Raw genomic sequence first — 18,188 nt, forward strand, 5'->3', positions numbered from 1 at the left:
CGCGGCATCCCGGCTCCTCTGAAGTGTTCAGCTCGTCTCAACTGAGTGTAGACAGCGAGCTGAACCGGCCTGACGCCGATGAAGGGATCTTGCCGGGAACTGCTCGCCGCCGGCCGAGGCGGTCCTGGTTGGCGCTAGGCGGTGAAGTGATCCTTGCGGATGACCCCATGCACCCCCACAGTACGGTCGACGACCTGCGAGATCTCGAAGTCGGCCGCCGCGGACAGGTAGGCGTAGGCCACCGCTCGGTCCATGCCGAGGTCGTGCTGGAGGAAGTCCAGCGCGTTGACCACCGCGCGGCGCATCGCGATGTTCAGGTCGTTGATCTGGCCGTTCTGGGAGCCGTCCGGGTCGGAGAGCCCGATGGGGACCCAGGCGTCGGAGGTCTCGGCGAACGGGTAGTGGAAGGCGACCGAAGGCGCGTCGCCTGAACCGGCCTTGCACACGGTGAGCCGGAACGTGGCACGCAGGGATCCCTCCATCGCGGTGAGCGCCACCTCGCCGTCGCCCATGGCCATGTGCGAGTCACCGGTGTAGAACAGCGCGCCCTCGGCGTACACGGGCAGGAAGAAGGTGGCACCCACGCCCAGCAGGTTGATGTCGATGTTGCCGCCGCCGAGGGTGGGCGGGATGGAGTTGAGCGACGGGGCGGCAAGGGTGTCGGCGGGGGCGAACGCCACGCCCATCATGCCCATGAACGGGTGCAGCGGGAAGACGACCTCCCCCGACGTGCCGCGCGGCATCACACCGCTGGGCACGCCTCCCCGACCGCGGCGCACCGGCGTGAAGACCGAGACGTCGCCGTAGTGGGTGGGATCGCCCGTGGCCCGCCCGTCCGTCGCCACCGGCGGCATGATCTCGTCCATGGTGATCCCCGCCGGCACGCCGCCTCCGGCGAGCCGGGGCAGGGCGCCCTTGCCGTGCCGGCTGGAGACGACACCGTACGGTACGCGCAGCAGCATGGAGAGCATCTCGACCTTCAGGACGTCTCCCGGCTCGGCGCCCTCCACATGGACCGGCCCCGTGACCACGTGCGGACCGTCCACGTCGAAGTTCCGCTCGGTGCGGGAGTAGTCCGCGGCGATCGCGACGGCGTCGTCGAGCACCTGGTCGCGCGGTACGCCCTGCCGGCCGAAGTACGCCACCGGGTCGCGGCCCTGGTCTTCCAGGATGCCCTCGTGCGACACCGTGTCCACGGTGATCGTCTCACCCGACCGCACACGCGCCGCGGGCTCGCTGTCCAGAGCCGGCACATAGCCCCAACGCACCTGGTCCGGGAGGGAGGGGAGGTAATGCTGACCGTGGATGGGTCCCTTTCCGGGCTGGAGTATCTCCCGCGGGAACATGGACGGCGCGGCGGTGGACGAGGAACCCGACGCACCCGACGCGGCCTGTGCGCCCAGCAGGCTTCCGCCGGCCCCGGTCACCGCCGCCACCGCGCGCAGGAAGCCCCGCCTCCCCAGCCCGGCGATGAGCGCCTCCCGCACGGCGCGGTTGGCTCGCCTGGACGATTCCATAGGTCCTCCATCAAGGTCTTGGAGCAGGTCGGGGCCCGGTCGGACGTACCCGCCTGCGTCATTCCCGCCCAGCCACCCGGCGGGTGCGACCAGGCTGCTCGACGGTGAGGCAGTCGGCCATCCGACTGGGACACAAAACTCGGTCGCACGCCCGTACCGGGGTATGAACAGGAACGCGGCGATCTGGTCGCGGGCCCGGGTGCAGGGCCCGGCCACAGCTTGCCGCTTTGCTCGGCGTACCCCCGGGGGTCTTCTCGTCAACGGCGACGGCAGCCGTGATGTCACCGGCACCTTCACAGGATCCCGTTGACCACCTGGCGACGGTCCCGCACCGGACGGCCCACCCGCGGCCAGGACGGCAACGGTTAGATCACCGCCCACGATTCACCTGGTGTGACCGGTCATGATCTGGCGTTGAGCGGCAGCGGCAGCGGCTTCGCCGAGCGGGTGACTGCCGGCGATCAGGACGCGCGGTCGCCCTGTCTCCGCAGCCTCGGTGAGCTGGAGACGGGCGGCGGCACGGACGTCCGTACCCGGATCGCCGCCGGGCCCGCCGCCGAGGAGCTTGATGCCGCCCTGGGCCCCGCGCCCGAAGCCCGCGATGGTGGCGATGCGGGAACGGTCCGCCACGAGTTCCACGGAGACGTCCACCGCCTCGTCGGTAACCACCAGGTCGGCCGCCGCGCGGACGCCCGCCGGTGCTGCCGCCCGCACCCGGTCGGCCAGGCCGGGCCCGTACGCGGTCGGGATCGCTCCCAGCTCGCGCAGCCGGTCGTGCTTGGCCGGGCTTGCCGTGCCCAGGACGGTGGCATCGCGCGCGACCGCCAGTTGCACGGCCATTGGGCCGACTCCTCCAGCGGCGCCGTGGATCAGCACCGACTCGTCCTCGCGCAGACCGATCGCTTCAAGAGCGTGCACGGCGGTGACGCCGGCACGACCAGCACGTTCGCGGGATCGGTTCCGAAGGCGCCCCCTGCGCACCTTCTGATCGGAGGGGTCGACGCCTGCGGTACGGACCGCGATGCGCACCTGGCGGGCCCGTGTTCCGGGACGGTGACGTCGATCACCGACAGAACCTCGGGACTCACTTGCCGAAGCCGGCGGTGAGTCCGCTGATGAGCTGTCGTCGGCCGAGAATGTACAGAGCGAGGATCGGCAGCGTGGAGAGAACCACCGCCGCCAGGATCGCCGGGATGTTGATCGTGAACTCGCCCTGGAAGCTCCACACGAACAGCGGCAGGACGCGCTTGTCGGGGCTCTGGGTGAGGATCAGCGGGAAGAGGAAGCCGTTCCATACGTTCAGGGCGTCGTAGATCGTGACCGTGATCAGGGCGGGGCGCGACAGCGGCACGGCCAGGCTCCAGAGCATCCGCCAGTGGCCGGCGCCGTCCGCGCGCATGGACTCGTACAACTCGTCGGGGATGTCACGCAGGAAGTTGACCAGGATGATCACCGTGAGCGGGATCGCGAACGCCGCCGACGGGAGCACGATCGCGGGCAGGGTGTCGTACATCCGCGCCTTGGCGATCAGGTAGTACACCGGGATGATCGTGGCCTGGAGCGGGATGGCGAGGCCCAGCAGGAAGACGCTGAACGCCCAGCGCAGCGCCCGGCTGGTGCCGCGGACGATGGCGTACGCGGCCAGGAACGACACCACGAGGGTCAGCAGCGTGGCGCCGACCGTGACCAGGGCGCTGTTGAGGAGGTAGTGGGTGAAGCCACTGTCGAGGACCAGGCGGTAGTTCTCCAGGGTGGGGCTGGTCGGCAGGGCGAGCGGGTTGGCGTCGAAGAAGCCCTCGCGGGTGCGCAGGCTGGTGACGACGACCCAGTAGACCGGGACGAGGACGACCACCAGCCAGAGCAGACCGCCCAGGGCACCGAGTGGGTTGGTGCGGCGCAGCCGGGCGAGGCGGCCGGGTGTTCCCGCGGTCGTCGGTGTCAGGCGGGCCGGGGAGTCGGTGGGGGCGTGGGAGAGCGCGGACATCACATTCCTGCCTGCTGGCTGCGCATCCGGTTGAAGCCGGAGAACCGGAGAAGGGCGAGGGAGAGCAGAAGTCCTGCCAGGACGAGCACCACGGAGATGGCGCTGGCGAGGCCCATCTCGTTGCTCTGGAAGCCGGTGATGTACATGTCGAGCGGCAGGATGCGGGTGGCGTAGCCGGGGCCGCCGCCGGTGAGCACGAAGACGAGGTCGAAGTAGGTGAGCGAGCCGACGACCATCAGCGTCGACGAGGTGACGATGGTGTAGCGCAGCTGGGGCAGGGTGATGTGCCAGAACTGCTTGAGCCGGCCCGCGCCGTCGATCGACGCCGCCTCGTACAGGGATGCCGGGATCTGCCGGGCTCCGGCCTGGTAGAGCAGCGTATGGAAGGGCACGAACTGCCAGGCGATGACGAATACGACGGCGTAGAAGGCGAGTTGGGGGTCACCCAGCCAGTCCTGTCCGAGGATCGGCAGGTTGAGGGCCGCCCCCAGGCCGAAGTTGGGGTCGAGCAGGTTCTTGAAGATGACGGCGATCGCCGCCGTGGAGATCAGCAGCGGGACGAAGTAGAAGACGGCGAGCAGGGCTCGGTAACGCTGCTTTCCGGAGACGAAGACGCCCAGCAGCAGGCTGATCGGGGTCTGCACGACCCAGGAGAACACCATCATCTTGGCGGTGAGCCAGAGGGCGTTCCGGGTGACGTCACTGGTCAGCGCCTCGCGCCAGTTGTCGGTCCCCACCCACGCCGGGCTTCCCAGTCCGTCCCAGCGGGTGAAGCTGAGGTAGCCGACGATGGCCATCGGTACGAGTGCGAAGAGGGCGAAGAGCACCAGGGCGGGCAGGGCCATGAGGAAGGGCGGGCCGCCCTGCCGAGTGGACGCCGGGACCTTCGCGGTGCTCACTTCGCCGCCGCCTTGTCCATCTGCGCGCAGAACTGCTCCGGGCTGATCTGGCCGAGGAAGAGCTGGTCGAGGTGGGTGAGCAGTTCGTTGCCGAGTTCCGGGGTGAGGGCCTGGTCCCAGGAGAGCTGGAAGCTCTTGGCGTCGCGGGCGAGGCGGTAGACGTACGTCGTCCATTCGGCGTTGTCCGTGGCCTTGAGCTTGGCGTCCAGGTCCTTCACCGGCGGTACGTCGCCGTTCTTGAGGAGGTTGTCGACGTAGCTGTCGTTGTAGACGCCGTCCTTGAGGTACGACACCGCCGTCTTCTTCTCCTTGGCGCTCGCCTGTGCGGACACGGAGAAGAAGTTGGCCGTGTTGCCGACGATGTTCGTGGCGTCGCCCTTGCCGCCGGCGACAGCCGGGAAGCCGGTCCAGCCCAGGTGGCCCTCGGAGACGAACGTCGGCGAGCCGGTGTTGATGGTGCCGTACCCCCAGCTGCCCTGGAGGATCATCGCGGCCTTGCCGGTGTACAGCTGGGCCTCGGCCTGACCGGTGTCGGCGGAGACGGAGGTGAAACCCTTGGCGAAGCCGCCCTCGTCCACCAGTTGTTCGATCATCTGGGCGGCCTTGAGAACGGCCGGGTCCGACCAGGCGCCCTTCTTGCCGGCGGCGATGTTCGCGAAGGTCTCGGGTCCGCCGACGCGGTCGACGAGGTACTCCAGCCACATCAGGTCGGGCCACTTGGAGGCGCCGCCCATCGATATCGGGGCGATGCCCTCGGCCTTCAGCTTCTTCACCAGGGCGAGCAGGTCGTCCCAGGTCTTCGGCGGCTGGGCGCCGACCTTCTCGAACAACTCCTTGTTGTAGTACAGGACCACGGGCTGCACACCGTTGACGGGGACGCCGTAGACCTTGCCGCCGAAGGTCGCGGACTTGAGTACCGAGGGGAAGATGCGGTTCTTCCATGCGGGGTCGGCGTCGAGATCCGGGGTGAGGTCGGCGACCTTGCCCGCGTCCACGTAGCTCTTCAGCCCGCCGCCGCCCCAGTTCTCGAAGAGCACGGGTCCGTTGCCGGCGCCGACAGCGGTACGCAGCTTCTGCTTGTAGGGGTCGTTCTGGAAGTACTGGTAGTCGATCTCGCTGTCCGGGTGTTCCTTGTTCCACTCCGTGGCCGAGGCCCGGAAGGTCGCTTCGGACCCCTGGGTCAGCGCCCAGGCCAAAGTTCCGTCTCCGCTGCCGCCGGGGGTGCGCCCGCTGCTGCCGCAGGCGGAGAGGGTGAGGGTGAGAGCTGCTGCCGAGGCGGTGATCAGGACGCGGGAGGGCATTCTCGGGGTCATCGTGAGCTCCTTCGGCTCTTCAGAGGTTCGATCGCGCCGGACGGCTCGTCGGGCTCGTCGGATGCGGTGAGCGCGGCTCGAAACTTTTCGAAACCTCTGCGTTTTCTGGCCGACAAGTTAGGGCGAGGACTGTCTTCGGTCAAGATGTTGGTGGCGGACTTTTTTCGTTGCCATGACCCCCTGGAACCTCACGAAAGCTTGCGCTACCGTCCCCGTAAACCAGCGAAAGGATCAGCATGGCGAAGAGAGCCGTCGAGCGGACGACCCTGACCGGCATCGCCGAGGCCGCCGGGGTCTCCGTGGCCACCGTCTCCAAGGTGGTCAACGGCCGCAGTGACGTCTCGCCCGAGACCCGGGCGCGCATCGAACGGCTGCTGGTCGAGCACGACTACGTGGCTCGCGGGCCGGGCGGCGCGCAGGCACCGGTGCGCACCATCGACCTGACCTTCGACCAGCTGGTCAATCCCAACAATCTGGTGATCACGCAGGGGGTGACGGAGGCCGCGGCCGAGGCCGGGGTCGACGTCGTGATCGGTACGGCGCCCGACGATCCGCTGGGCGCCGCCTGGGCCCGGAAGATCACGGGCGCCGGGCGGGAAGGCCTCATCCTGGTGACGTCCGAGCTGACCTCCCGGCAGCGGGCGCAGTTCGCCCAGCACGACATCCCGCTCGTCCTAATCGACCCGATGAACGTGCCGGACGAGAGCGTGCCGAGCATCGGCGCGACCAACTTCAGCGGCGGCATGGCGGCGACCGAGCACCTGCTGAAGCTCGGCCACCGGCGGATCGCGATGATCGAGGGCCGGCACGACGCCGTCTGCAACACCGCCCGCCTGCACGGCTACCAGGCCGCGCTGACCGGCGCCGGCCTCACCCCCGATCCCCGGCTCATCAAGCGGGGGGCCTTCCGGTTCGAACCCGCCTACCAGGCAGCGCTGGAACTCTTCGCCCTGGACGAGCCGCCCACCGCCGTGTTCGCCGGCAACGACCTGGAGGCGTTCGGCGTCATCGAGGCCGCCCGCGTCAACGGACTGCGGGTGCCGGACGACGTCAGCGTCGTCGGCTTCGACGACACCGCCGCGGCCCGCACCTCCGCCCCGCCCCTGACCACCGTCCGGCAACCGTTCATCGAAATCGGCCGTGCCGCGCTGCGCACGCTGCTCCGCCTCGCCGCCGGCGAGCGCCTGGACAGCCACCGGGTGGAGCTGGCCACCCAGTTGGTGGTGCGGGCCTCGACCGCCCCACCGTCCACCCACTCCTGAATCCGCCGCGCCTTACCCCACCCCGAGGAACGCATCATGACCACACCTTGGGCCGATCCGGCCTGCCCTCGTGACGACAGGGTCGAGGCCCTGCTCGCGGAGATGACCCTGGAGGAGAAGCTCGCCCAGCTCGGCAGCGCCTGGCCCGGCGTCGAGCGGGTCAGCGGCAACGTCGCCCCGATGCAGGACGTCTTCGCCCGCCACACCGACTTCACCGAGGCCAGGAAGGACGGACTCGGCCACCTCACCCGCCCGTTCGGCACCAAGCCGGTCGAGCCGAGCGAGGGAGCGCGACAACTCGCGGACCTCCAGCGTGAGTTGATGGACAGCACTCGGCTCGGCCTCCCCGCCATCGCCCACGAGGAGTGCCTGACGGGTTTCACCACCCACCACGCGAGCGTCTTCCCCACCCCGCTGGCCTGGGCGGCGTCCTGCAACCCCGAACTCGTCGAACGCATGGCCAACGCCATCGGCACGAGCATGCGCCAAGTCGGCGTCCACCAGGGCCTCTCCCCCGTCCTCGACGTCGTACGCGACTACCGCTGGGGCCGCGTCGAGGAGACCCTCGGCGAGGACCCGTACCTCGTCGCCACCACCGGTACCGCTTATGTGCGCGGCCTGGAGAGCGCCGGGATCATCGCCACCCTCAAGCACTTCGCCGGCTACTCCGCCTCGAAGGCCGCCCGCAACCACGCTCCCGTCTCCATGGGCCCGCGAGAGTTCGCCGATGTGATCCTGCCGCCGTTCGAGACGGCGATACGGGAGGGCGGCGCCCGCTCGGTCATGAACTCGTACGCCGATGTGGACGGCGTGCCGGCCGGGGCCGACCCCTCCCTGCTCACCCGGCTGCTGCGCGAGGAGTGGGGGTTCGAGGGCACGGTCGTCTCCGACTACTGGTCCGTCGCCTTCCTGCGCACCATGCACCGCATCGCCGCCACCGAGGGCGAGGCCGGCGCCCGCGCCCTCGCCGCGGGCATCGACGTCGAACTCCCCGACACCCTCTGCTACGGCGAACCCCTCGCCGAACTCGTCCGCGAGGGGACCGTCTGCGAGGACCTCGTCGACCGGGCCGTACGACGCGTGCTGCGTCAGAAGATCGAACTGGGGTTGCTGGACGCGGACTTCGAGCCGGACGTCAGCTCCGGGGGGCCCATCGATCTGGACCCGCCCGCGCATCGGGCCATCGCCCGCGATCTGGCCGAGCAGAGCATCGTGCTGCTCGACAACCGGGACGGACACCTCCCGCTGGCCGCGGACACCGGATCCATCGCGCTCATCGGCCCGTGCGCCGACGACGCCAACGCCTTCTTCGGCTGCTACTCCTTCCCCAACCACGTCCTCCCCCACCACCCCGGCCACGACAACGGCATCGAGGCCCGCACCCTGCTGGACGCCCTGGCGACGGAGCTGCCCGGCACCCGTATCGCATACGAACAGGGCTGTCCCGTCAAGGACATCGACCGCAGCGGGTTCGACGCGGCGGTGGAGGCGGCCCGGCAGGCGGAGGTCTGCCTCGCCGTCGTCGGCGACCGCGCAGCCCTCTTCGGCCTCGGCACCTCCGGCGAGGGCTGCGACGCGGAGGACCTCTCCCTGCCGGGCGTCCAGGACGAACTGGTCGAGGCCCTGCTGGCCACCGGCACCCCGGTCGTCCTTCTCGTCGTCTCCGGCCGCCCGTACGCGCTCGGTGCCTACGCCGACCGGGCGGCCGCCGTCGTCCAGGCCTTCTTCCCCGGCGAGGAGGGCGGCCCCGCCCTTGCCGGAGTGCTCTGCGGGCGGATCAACCCGTCGGGCAAGCTGCCGGTGCAGATCCCGCGGACGGCAGGCGGCCAGCCCGGCACCTACCTGCACGCCCCGCTCGGCGGCAACACCCAGGGCGTGAGCAACCTCGACCCCACCCCGGCCTATCCCTTCGGGCACGGACTGTCGTACACGACGTTCGCCCACGACGGGCTCGAACTGAGCGCCGAGGAGATTCCCACCGACGGTGAGGTCAAGATCAGCTGCCTGGTCCGCAACACCGGCGACCTCCCTGGCTCCGAAGTCGTCCAGCTCTACACCGCGGACCCGATCGCCCAGCTCCCCCGCCCGGTAACCCAGTTGACCGGCTTCGCCCGAGTCCCCCTCGCCCCCCGCGAGCAGCGCAGGGTCACCTTCCGCCTGCACGCCGACCGCCTCGCCTACACCGGACCCGGCCTGCACCGCATCGTCGAACCCGGTGAGATCACCGTCATGCTCGGTACCTCCAGCACCGACATCCGGCTCACCGGCACTCTCCACCTCACCGGTCCGACCCGTCGCGTCGGACACGCGAGAGTTCTCCACACACCGGCGCGTATCGGCTGAGAGATCGCTGTATTCCTCCGACCGCCTGTGACCTGGGATCGCGCCACGTCACGGGCGGTCGTCGTGCCAACGATTTGAACGGAGCGCTCCGCTCCGATAGGTTGAATCTAATACCATCGTTCGCGACACGGAGGACACATGAAGGCGACACCCAGGCCGACTGCTTTGGTGACCGGCGGCGGCAGGGGGATCGGCGCGGCGACTTCACGGGAGCTCGCGGCTCGTGGATACCGCGTGACCGTCAACTACTTCTCGGACCGTCAATCGGCCGAGCAGGTGGTCAAGGACATCGAGGCCGACGGCGGCGAGGCCTTCGCCCTGCAGGGCGATGTGCGCGACCCCGACCAGGCTGTCGAGTTGCTGCGGCGCACCGCGGTCGAGGGGCGCCTCGACGTCCTGGTCTGCAACGCCGCCCCACACCCCATCCCCACGCCGATCCAGACTCTCGCCTGGGACGACTTCCAGGGGAAGCTGACGGGCGAAATGGCTTCCGTCTACACCCTCACACAGCAGGCGCTGGCGATCATGGGCGCCCAGGGCCAAGGCCGGATCGTGTACGTCTCCAGCGCCGTGGCCAACGATCCGTCGGCCCCGGGCCTGGCTGCCCATGGCACGGCCAAGGCCGCCCTGAACGCCTTCGCCCGCTTCGTCGCCCACGAGGCCGGTCCACTCGGCATCAACGTCAACGTCGTGGCGCCGGGCTTCGTCCGTACCGAGGGCAGCACCGGGGTGTCGCAGGAGATCCAACGGCGCTTGGCAGAGAAGACCCCGTTGAGGCGGGTCTCGGAGGCGGAGGATGTGGCCCGGGCGATCGCGATGCTGGTCGGTGAGGGGGCCGGCTTCGTCACCGGCCAGATTCTCACCGTCGACGGTGGGTTCGGGGTGGCACGCATGTAGGGGAGAATGCTTGGCCATGGGTGACACGCACACGAGTACACCACGCGGCCGCCGACGGGAGGCGGACCGCAATGACGCCCGCCTCCTGCAGGCCGCGCGCGAGGTCTTCGCCGAGCTCGGCTGGGATGCCCCCGTCTCGGAGATCGCCCGTCGGGCCGGAATCGGCATGGGCAGTCTCTACCGCCGCTACCCCAGCAAGGAGCTGCTGGCTCAGCGGATGCGCATCGTGGGGATGGAACAGCTCGTCACCCAGGCACGCACAGCTCTCACCGAGGAGCCCGACCCGTGGGCGGCCTTCGCCCGGTTCCTGCGGGACGCCCTGTCGGCCGGGGCAGGTAGTCCGCTCCTCCCCCTGGTCGGCGGCCGGCTGCCGGCCACGGACGATGTCGTGGCCGCCGCCGCTCGGCTCCGCGCCGCCCTCGACGACCTGGTGGGAGGCGCGCACCGGGCAGGTGTGCTGCGCGCCGACTTCACCTCGGCCGACATCCCGTTACTGCTCGAACACCTCAGCGGACGGATGCCTGTCACCGGTCAACGTGCCGCCGAGCTCCACCTGCGGTACCTCGACCTGGTGCTCGCCGGGTTGCGCACCTCGGCCGCCGACCAGCCCACCGCCCTGGTGGGCGCGGCTCCGCACTGGGCGGAACTCAGCGAGTTGTGGAACGCGCCTGAGGGGTGAACCTCCGGCGGTATGGGGCCGAGCTTGCGACACAGTTCGCCCGATCGTCCTGGCCGGTGATCTCGCCCGCCCGTCAGGGGAACCGCTCCGGGTCAGCGGGGAGCGGCCATGAGGCCTTCGATGTCGGCGACCAGTGCGGACGGCGACGGCAGGGTGGCGATCTCGTCCCGGGTGGCGAGGGCCGCCTTGCGCAGCCCTTTGTCGTTCAGGAGCGCGTCGAGCAGCTCGCCGTTCACAGCGTCGTCCTCGGCTCGCAGTGCGAAGCCCTGGGCCTCTGCGGCGGCGGCGTTGGTGAAGTTGTCGGCGCCCTGCGGCACGATCAGCTGGGGTATCCCGGCGGCGGCCGCCGTCATCATGCTGCCCGCGCCACCGTGGTGAACCACCGCGTCGCAGGCGTTCAGCAACTGGGCCAGCGGCACCCACGGCGTCAGCGGGCGGACGTTCGACGGCAGCTCGCCCAGCGGCGTGAGGTCGGTGTCGCCGACGGCGAGCAGGAACTCCGCGTCGACCGTGGCCGCCTGCTCAGTCAGCCGGCTGAGGAACCGTATGAGGTCCGTCCCCCTCATCACCGTGCCGAGCGTGACGGCGACCCGCGGCCGGTCGCCGCGTGCGGCCAGTTCCGCCGGCACCGGGCCGCCGCCGTTGAACGGGACGTACCTGACCCGCCAGCCCGAACCGTCGCCGCCGAGCGAGGCCGGGACCACGTCGAGGACGGTGCGGTCGGGCGACCCGGTCACCCCGCGGATTTCGTACTCGTCGGCGAGTGTGGCGGCCATCCTTTCGACGATCGGCAGGGCCGCGGACACGCCGAAGTTGTGTACCACGGTCGGAATCCGCAGCAGGGCCGCGACGAGCGGCGCGGCGGCGTGCATCGTCGCGTGCACGAGTACGTCCGGCCGCCAGGCCTCGGCCAGCCGGAGCAGATCGCTGAGCGCAGACCGGCTGTGCTCGGCGTAGCCCGCCACCGCCATGCGCCATGTCTCCTCTTCGGTGCGCTCGCCGGCGACGAAGCTGAGGCCCCGGCCGTTGGCGCGGCGGAAGGCGTCGGTCAGGGTTGATCCGTCGCCCACCTCGACCACGGGAAACCCGGTCGGATTCAGCGCATCGACCGGAGCCTGACCGGCGAACAGGACGTCGTGTCCGGCCGATCGCAGTGCCTGGGCGGTCGGGATCATGGGAAAGATATGACCGGCCCTGACCGGGCCGGTGAACAGGATTCGCACTGCGTGCACTCCTAGCCGAGCATCCCCATCAGTGCACCGCCGGCCGGTGCGGTGGCCGACCGCGCCGTGGCCGTCGCGGAGCTCGCCGTGCCCAGCGGCTTCGGATCGGGCATCTTCTGGCAGACGGCGTCGGCCACGCCGGTGCCGCGCGGTACCGTCCCGTCGGACAGGTAGTTCGCCAGGTACGCGTCCAGGCAGGGGTTCGTGTTGTCCCCTCTCAACGTGATGCTGTGGTTCCCGCCGCCCTGCTCGACCACCAGGCTGGAGCGCTTGAGCAAGCGGTGGATGGCGACGCCGCCCTCGTACGGGGTGGCTCCGTCGTTCGTCGCCTGGAACAGCAGCACCGGCGGCAACTTGGAGTTGGCGACGTTCACCGGCTTGTGCGCCTTCGTGGGCCAGAACGCGCACGGCGCGTTGAACCAGGCATTGCTCCACGTATAGAACGGTGCCTTCTTGTACGTCGCCCAGTTGTCCTTGCGCCACTGGTTCCAGTCACGCGGCCAGGGGGCGTCACCGCACTCGATCGCGGTGTAGATGCTGTAACCGTTGCTGCTGCCGGTCTCCTCCGCGTAGAACTCGTACTCCTTGACCAGGCGGTCGGAGCTCTTGTCGTTCACGTAGGCCGCGAAGGCCCGGGCGAGGTAGGGCCAGGCGTCGTTGCCGTAGCCACCGGCCAGGAAGGTGTTCTCCAGCTCGGAGGCGCCCACCTTGCCCGCCGGGTTCTTGGCGAGTTCCGCACGCATCGCGTACCACTTGGCTTCGATCGCGGCCGGGTCGGTGCCGAGCTTGTACGTGTCGTTGTACTTGGCGATCCACGCCATGAGCGCCTTGAAGCGCTCTTCCATCCCCAAGTCCTGGGCCAAGTTGAAGTCGTACCAGGCCGTGGTGGGGTCGACCATCGAGTCCAAGGCCATGCGCCGCACCCGCTCCGGGAACAGCTTGGCGTAGACCGCGCCCAGGTACGTGCCGCCCGAGTAACCGATGTAGTTGATCTTCTTGGCGCCGAGTGCCTCGCGGATGGCGTCCATGTCCCTGGCGGTGCTGATCGTGCTGATGTACGGCAGCACGTCCCCGTACTTCTTGCCACACTCATCGGCGAAGGACTTGGCGCGCGCGAGGTTGGCCTTCTCGATGGCGGGCGTGCTCGGCAGCGAGTTTGGGAGCACCGGGGCAAAGTAGTCCGGCTTGCAGTCCAGGGAGGGCTCGCTCTGGCCCACCCCGCGCGGGTCGAAACCTATGAAGTCGTACTGGGCCGCGACCTCCTTGGGCAGCCCTTGCGGGAGCTATCCGGCTATCTCCAGTCCGCTGACGCCGGGGCCACCGGAGTTGATCAGCAGCGGGCCCTGGTACTTCTTGGCGGTGTGCGGGGTGCGGGACAGCGCCAGGGTGATCTGCCGCCCGTGCGGCTTGGCGTAGTTGAGCGGCACCTTCACCGACGCGCACTGGAGGTTCGGCAAGTCGTCCATGCCGCAGTTCTTCCAGGTGATCTTCGACGGTTGGACGGTGGTCGCGGAGTGCGATGTGCCGGCGTCGGCGGGAACGGCCGCGAGTGTCCCGGCCAGTACGACGATCGCGCCGCACAGCACGGTTGCGCTTCTTTTCATGAAATTCTTTCAGAACGTGGGGGGTTGCATGAGGCCGGCCGGCACGGAATAACGGCGTCAGCGCGCACAAGAGCAGCGCGACCGCGGTCGAGGCGCACCAGATCGCCGGGCGCCTGGGAGCGCGGGCAGGGGCTGAACCCCGGCGACCCGTCCGACGCCGCCGTACCGAGGGCGACGCGAACGGGTACACCAACATCGAGAGGTACCCGAGGTACCTCGACAAGCTCGCGGGAGGCTGAGGAGGTACCTCCCCACGGCTCTGCCTACGGGCGCAGGAGCAGCTTGCCGCGCGGTCGGCCGGACTCGCTCAGCTCGTTCGCCTTGGCGGCGTCGGCGAGCGGAAAGCTCTGGTCGACACGCACGCGCATGCTGCCGTCGGCGACGAGGCGGGCGTACATGCTGAGCTCCGGCCCGAACCGTCGGCTGTCGGCGGAGAAGGCGATGCCCACCTCGAAGGCCCGGACGTCGGAGATGGTGACGATGCGGTCGGTGGTACCGCCGCGCAGCTCCATGGAGACATCCAGCGCGTCGATGCCGGCGACGTCGTAGACGGCGTCGACGCCCTGCGGGGCGACGGCGCGGACCCGGTCGGCGAGGCCGTCGCCGTACACCACGGGAATCGCGCCGAGAGAGCGCAGGTAGTCGTGGTTGGCCTCGGACGCCGTACCGATCACGGTGACACCGCGGGCCACGGCGAGCTGGACACCGACGGAGCCGACCACACTCGCGGCTCCGTGGATCAGCAGCGTCTCGCCCTGGCCCACCGCGAGCGCACCCAGCACACGGTCGGAGGTCTCGAAGGCCACGGGCAGCGCGGCGGCCGTCTCCCAGTCGAGGCCGGCCGGCTTGAGTGCGAAGTCCGAGGCCAGGGCGTACTCGGCCCAGGCGCCGGTCTCGGTCCAGACCATCACCTCGTCCCCGACCAGGACACCGGTGACGCCCTCCCCCAGCTCGTCGACGATGCCGGCCGCTTCCACGCCGGGGACGGCGGGGAAGTGCTTGGGGGCCATGTGCGGGTTCCAGCCGCGGCGAATCCTGAAGTCGATGGGGTTGACGGCGGCGGTCACGATCTTCACCCGCACCTGCCCGGGGCCGGCGTGCGGCTCCGTCACCTCCGCCAGCCGCAGAACCTCAGGACCGCCGAACTCCTCGTACGTGATCGCCTTCATGCCTGTCACTTCCCGTCGTACTTGTGCATTGGGCCGCCGTGGCGGCGGCCGGTCGTGGACAACACCTCCAGCCTCCGGCTGGGCGGCTCGGCTGCCGCTGTCCTTTCGGACGGTTCACACTGGCCGAAAGGCCGATCCGGTGGGACGGTCGGCCGCTTACGCTGGCGGACATGAACCTGATGGCCGCAGTCGAGCTGATCCGGGCGCCGCTGTCCGAGAACCTGCCACGCCTGTCCGCCACCCTGGCGGAGGCGATTCCGCACCGGATGATCGCCCAGCTGGCCGGCGGCTGCGCGTACTCGCCGTTCCTGGCGCATGGTGAGTTCCCCGGCCGGCCCGGCTCCGTCGTCACCGCCGCCGAGGTGGCCGCGCTGCGGCCGCTGTTGCCGGCGAGGGGAAACTGGCAGGGGCGGGCGCTGATGGCGGGCATGGACCTGCCCGTGCTGGCGCTGGCCAGCGACCTCACCGAGCAGGGCGCGCTGCTGGTCGTCGTACGGACCGAGGACACCCCTGTACCGGAGGAGCACCTGACGCCCGCCCAGTTGCTGTGGGACCTGGTGACCGCGCACCGGGAGGGTCTGCGGTCCGAGGCGCTCCCCGGGTCGCTGGCCGCGTCGCGAGCCGCGTCGGCGGCCCGGGCCGACGCCTTCGCCGAACTCCGCGACACGCACGGGGGCGCGCTGACCGCTCTGCTCGGCGTCCTGCGCGACCGCGCCCTGGACGACACGAACGCCCGTACGCGCGCCGTCGACGTCGCCGTCTCCGCCCTCGCCGAACTGCGCTCCCGGGCCGAACTCGACCAGTCGCTGGCGGACGAGCGGGCCGGGGACGCCTTCGAGCGGCTCGCCGTGTCGCTGCGCCGGATCCTGCACGCCCGCGGCGTACGGCTGGAGGTGAGCCCGCCCGGCGCGGAGGAAGGCACGGACCGGCTGCTGCCCACCGATGTCACCCACACGGCGATTGCCGTGGTCCGAGCCACCGTGCACGCGTCACTGGAGGACCAGGTCCACGTTCCGGACGGTGCCGGAGAGCACCGCATCCACATCGGCTGGAAGGTCGGTGCGGACGCACTGCGCGCCACCGTGCGGGACGACGGACCCGGGACCCTGTCCCGCGGCGCCCTCGACGCCCGCCGCGTCACCGAGCGTCTGGCACCGCTCGGCGGGCGGCTCGACTTGGACTCGGTGCCCGGATGGGGCACGACGGTGACCCTCGAGATCCCTCTCGCATCGTCCAACACACCCCGCCAGGACCCGCTGACCGCGCTCGGCGCACGGGAGCTGGAGGTACTGGGACAGCTGGCCCGGGGTCGGCGCAACCGGGACATCGCGCAGGAACTGCACATCAGCGAGTCGACGGTGAAGTTCCACGTGGCGAAGATCCTCGGCAAACTGGGCGTCGGCTCCCGCGGGGAGGCGGCGGCCCTCGCCCACGAATGGGGCGCCGCATAACCCAAAGAGGCTGTGGCATGAGGATTTTGTATTGTGCCCAGGCCGTAGTCCCCCGTAGTCCCCCTCTACGCCATGGAGTTCGGCAACCACGCCGCCGCGCTGGAGGTCCGGGGGGTCCGGGGGCACCACGTCGTCCAGCTCGGCCTCGGCGAAGCGGACTTCGGCGCACCCGGACCGGCACGGCGTCGAGGTCGAACCGGCCAGGTTCTACGTCATGGCCTGCGGCCACCGCACGATCTTCAGGAGTGCGCACAACCCCTGATGATCACGCGGTGGCCGTACTCGTTCTCCGGACAGGCCCTAATCGGGCAGTGCCGCGAAGTCCGCCGCGAACCTGGACACCTTGGTGTAGACGCCGGGATTGCCCGCCTCAGCGCATCCCTCGCCCCAGGAGACAATGCCCGCCAGGCGCTCATCCTTCCCGTCCGAGATCAGCAGCGGCCCGCCCCCGTCGTGACTGCAGGCGTCGACGCCACCCTCCAGCTTTCCGGCGCAGACCATGTTCGCGGACTTGTAGTCACCCTGGTAGGCGCGCTGGCAGGCGGAGTTCGGGATGACGTCGACGTTCGCTTCCCGCAGTTCGCCCGTCGTTTCCTCCTGGTCTTCCGACGTGGTGCCCCAGCCGATGATGCGGGCCTTGGTACCGGCCTTGTACTTGAAGTCCGACGGGACCATCTTGATGGGCTTGTACGTGCCGGGCAGGGGCTTGGCGAGATGAATTACGGCCATGTCGTTGGTGGGCACGTTGGTGGTCTGGTTCTTTCTGTTCTGCCAGCTGTGGTCGCTGTACCAATTGGGGATCCACCAAGCGTCGGGCTTCAGCTTGACGCCCTGCTTCTCGTCAAGTGCGTTGTCACGGCCGGCGATCACCACCGTGGTGTCCAGTTGCTCCGTATGAGCGGCGCACGCGACGGAGGTGGCTATCTTCGTCGGCGAGATGGCGGTACCGGTGCAGAACTTGTTCCCGTCGTACTGAACCATCACCAGGAACGAGTTCTTCTCGATCCCGGTGGGCTGACCGCCGACGATGGCCTGCGCGGACGTCGCGGCGACGACCGCGGCGGCCGCGACTCCGGCCACCGCAAAACCGATTCTTGCCTTCTTCTTGCTGGACACTGTGCGCTTATGCTTGTACACGGAGCGAAAACACCTCGGAGAAAGGGGAGATTGTGGGGAGAATTTGGCCCGACATGACAGTCTGTCGGCCGCGCCAAGAATATAACCCTTTTCCGACGCCGCTACATCTAACAAATCAGTGACGGAACGGCGGTGACTAATTTGGACCTACCCGGTTTGCCTGTCCGGTTTGCCTGTCCGGTTTATCTATCCGTTTCGCCTAGCCGTTTTGCCTAGCCATTTCGCCTAGCCGTTTTTCCCGCCCGGCAGGAGTGACCGCGGGTGGAACGCACCCGATCCGGCGGCGGGCGTGGGCTGTTCGACGACCGGGTCGAGCCGACCCGGAGCGAGGTTGCGGAGGCGCTGCGGGGCCGCCTGGCCCCGCGATTGGCATACAGGGTAAAAATCCCTCCCCCTCACAGCGCGCTCTTCCGATGCAATGCTTGGTCAGGCACTCAGCATGAAATTCGAGGAGCACTTCGCCATGTCCATAAGGAGCGAACGATGTCCGACTCCCCGAACCTCGCCCTCATCCGCCGGCTGTACGAATCCGGAATGGCCCCGGAAGTGACCAATGAGGTCATGGCCCCCGACCTCGTCTGGGACATCACCCCGGGCTTCCCGAACAGCGGCGTATACCACGGCTGGGCCAGCGCGGCGAAGGACTTCTTCGGCTGGATGATGTCCCACCACGAGTCCTTCGGCGCGGTGCCCGAGGAGTTCTACGCGGA

General features: G+C 69.4%; 13 protein-coding genes and 2 pseudogenes. 6 read left to right on the forward strand and 9 right to left on the reverse strand.

The window, feature by feature from the left end; genetic code table 11:
• Positions 1–134 precede the first annotated feature (134 nt).
• The 5 genes from AB0I77_RS52220 to AB0I77_RS52240 form a co-directional block, all read right to left on the reverse strand.
• Positions 135–1,517: an acetamidase/formamidase family protein gene (locus AB0I77_RS52220; protein ID WP_363290088.1), complete on the reverse strand. Its 1,383-nt coding sequence runs from the start codon at positions 1,515–1,517 to the stop codon at positions 135–137.
• A 384-nt stretch (positions 1,518–1,901) separates the two neighbouring features.
• Positions 1,902–2,357, reverse strand: a complete 456-nt coding sequence (locus AB0I77_RS52225; protein ID WP_363290089.1) for a hypothetical protein — start codon at positions 2,355–2,357, stop codon at positions 1,902–1,904.
• Positions 2,358–2,601: 244 nt separating this feature from the next.
• The gene (locus tag AB0I77_RS52230) at positions 2,602–3,501 is read right to left on the reverse strand and encodes a carbohydrate ABC transporter permease (RefSeq protein ID WP_363290090.1); all 900 of its coding nucleotides are present in this window, start codon (positions 3,499–3,501) and stop codon (positions 2,602–2,604) included.
• Positions 3,501–4,346: a sugar ABC transporter permease gene (locus AB0I77_RS52235; RefSeq protein WP_363290101.1), complete on the reverse strand. Its 846-nt coding sequence runs from the start codon at positions 4,344–4,346 to the stop codon at positions 3,501–3,503. Before AB0I77_RS52235 ends, AB0I77_RS52230 begins: the two co-directional genes overlap by 1 nt.
• A 50-nt stretch (positions 4,347–4,396) precedes the next feature.
• Positions 4,397–5,713 (reverse strand): extracellular solute-binding protein, encoded by a 1,317-nt coding sequence (locus AB0I77_RS52240; RefSeq protein WP_363290091.1) that lies wholly within the window; start codon positions 5,711–5,713, stop codon positions 4,397–4,399.
• 236 nt (positions 5,714–5,949) lie between these two features.
• On the opposite strand from AB0I77_RS52240, the gene AB0I77_RS52245 reads away from it, so the two are divergent.
• The 4 genes from AB0I77_RS52245 to AB0I77_RS52260 all read left to right on the forward strand — a co-directional run bounded on the left by AB0I77_RS52245 (position 5,950) and on the right by AB0I77_RS52260 (position 10,894).
• A complete protein-coding gene (locus tag AB0I77_RS52245; RefSeq protein WP_363290093.1) occupies positions 5,950–6,975 on the forward strand; it encodes a LacI family DNA-binding transcriptional regulator in 1,026 nt (341 codons plus the stop codon).
• Between the two features lie 36 nt (positions 6,976–7,011).
• Positions 7,012–9,318 carry a glycoside hydrolase family 3 N-terminal domain-containing protein gene (locus AB0I77_RS52250; RefSeq protein WP_363290094.1) on the forward strand — a complete coding sequence of 769 codons (2,307 nt, stop codon included), beginning with the start codon at positions 7,012–7,014 and terminating at the stop codon, positions 9,316–9,318.
• A gap of 138 nt (positions 9,319–9,456) precedes the next feature.
• Entirely contained in the window at positions 9,457–10,215 is a 759-nt protein-coding gene (locus tag AB0I77_RS52255) for an SDR family oxidoreductase (protein ID WP_363290095.1), read from the forward strand.
• 16 nt (positions 10,216–10,231) lie between these two features.
• A complete protein-coding gene (locus AB0I77_RS52260) occupies positions 10,232–10,894 on the forward strand; it encodes a helix-turn-helix domain-containing protein (RefSeq protein WP_363290096.1) in 663 nt (220 codons plus the stop codon).
• A gap of 92 nt (positions 10,895–10,986) precedes the next feature.
• On the opposite strand, the gene AB0I77_RS52265 is transcribed toward AB0I77_RS52260, so the two are convergent.
• The 3 genes and pseudogenes from AB0I77_RS52265 to AB0I77_RS52275 form a co-directional block, all read right to left on the reverse strand.
• Entirely contained in the window at positions 10,987–12,069 is a 1,083-nt protein-coding gene (locus tag AB0I77_RS52265; protein WP_363290097.1) for a glycosyltransferase, read from the reverse strand.
• A 59-nt stretch (positions 12,070–12,128) separates the two neighbouring features.
• A pseudogene (locus AB0I77_RS52270) lies at positions 12,129–13,721 on the reverse strand (alpha/beta hydrolase).
• A 263-nt stretch (positions 13,722–13,984) separates the two neighbouring features.
• Positions 13,985–14,890 carry an NADP-dependent oxidoreductase gene (locus tag AB0I77_RS52275; protein ID WP_363290098.1) on the reverse strand — a complete coding sequence of 302 codons (906 nt, stop codon included), beginning with the start codon at positions 14,888–14,890 and terminating at the stop codon, positions 13,985–13,987.
• Positions 14,891–15,060: 170 nt separating this feature from the next.
• On the opposite strand from AB0I77_RS52275, the gene AB0I77_RS52280 reads away from it, so the two are divergent.
• Complete coding sequence (locus AB0I77_RS52280; protein WP_363290099.1) at positions 15,061–16,341, forward strand: LuxR C-terminal-related transcriptional regulator; 1,281 nt, start codon at positions 15,061–15,063, stop codon at positions 16,339–16,341.
• A gap of 300 nt (positions 16,342–16,641) precedes the next feature.
• Here the strand turns inward: AB0I77_RS52280 and AB0I77_RS52285 are convergent, their stop codons facing one another.
• Positions 16,642–17,478: a serine protease gene (locus AB0I77_RS52285; protein ID WP_363290100.1), complete on the reverse strand. Its 837-nt coding sequence runs from the start codon at positions 17,476–17,478 to the stop codon at positions 16,642–16,644.
• A gap of 483 nt (positions 17,479–17,961) precedes the next feature.
• Between AB0I77_RS52285 and AB0I77_RS52290 the strand changes: the two are divergent.
• Positions 17,962–18,188: pseudogene (locus tag AB0I77_RS52290) on the forward strand (hypothetical protein); the annotation flags it as partial.

It is taken from the genome of Streptomyces sp. NPDC050619 (assembly GCF_040654815.1).
GTDB lineage: Bacteria > Actinomycetota > Actinomycetes > Streptomycetales > Streptomycetaceae > Streptomyces.

What these genes read in the sequence shown, in the direction of transcription:
- AB0I77_RS52245 (WP_363290093.1), top strand. Translation starts at nt 5,950, where the DNA reads ATGGCGAAGAGAGCCGTCGAGCGGACGACCCTGACCGGCATCGCCGAG.
- AB0I77_RS52280 (WP_363290099.1), top strand. Translation starts at nt 15,061, where the DNA reads ATGAACCTGATGGCCGCAGTCGAGCTGATCCGGGCGCCGCTGTCCGAG.
- AB0I77_RS52250 (WP_363290094.1), top strand. Translation starts at nt 7,012, where the DNA reads ATGACCACACCTTGGGCCGATCCGGCCTGCCCTCGTGACGACAGGGTC.
- AB0I77_RS52235 (WP_363290101.1), bottom strand. Translation starts at nt 4,346, where the DNA reads ATGGCCCTGCCCGCCCTGGTGCTCTTCGCCCTCTTCGCACTCGTACCG.
- AB0I77_RS52225 (WP_363290089.1), bottom strand. Translation starts at nt 2,357, where the DNA reads ATGGCCGTGCAACTGGCGGTCGCGCGCGATGCCACCGTCCTGGGCACG.
- AB0I77_RS52230 (WP_363290090.1), bottom strand. Translation starts at nt 3,501, where the DNA reads ATGTCCGCGCTCTCCCACGCCCCCACCGACTCCCCGGCCCGCCTGACA.
- AB0I77_RS52255 (WP_363290095.1), top strand. Translation starts at nt 9,457, where the DNA reads ATGAAGGCGACACCCAGGCCGACTGCTTTGGTGACCGGCGGCGGCAGG.
- AB0I77_RS52265 (WP_363290097.1), bottom strand. Translation starts at nt 12,069, where the DNA reads ATGATCCCGACCGCCCAGGCACTGCGATCGGCCGGACACGACGTCCTG.
- AB0I77_RS52220 (WP_363290088.1), bottom strand. Translation starts at nt 1,517, where the DNA reads ATGGAATCGTCCAGGCGAGCCAACCGCGCCGTGCGGGAGGCGCTCATC.
- AB0I77_RS52240 (WP_363290091.1), bottom strand. Translation starts at nt 5,713, where the DNA reads ATGACCCCGAGAATGCCCTCCCGCGTCCTGATCACCGCCTCGGCAGCA.
- AB0I77_RS52260 (WP_363290096.1), top strand. Translation starts at nt 10,232, where the DNA reads ATGGGTGACACGCACACGAGTACACCACGCGGCCGCCGACGGGAGGCG.
- AB0I77_RS52275 (WP_363290098.1), bottom strand. Translation starts at nt 14,890, where the DNA reads ATGAAGGCGATCACGTACGAGGAGTTCGGCGGTCCTGAGGTTCTGCGG.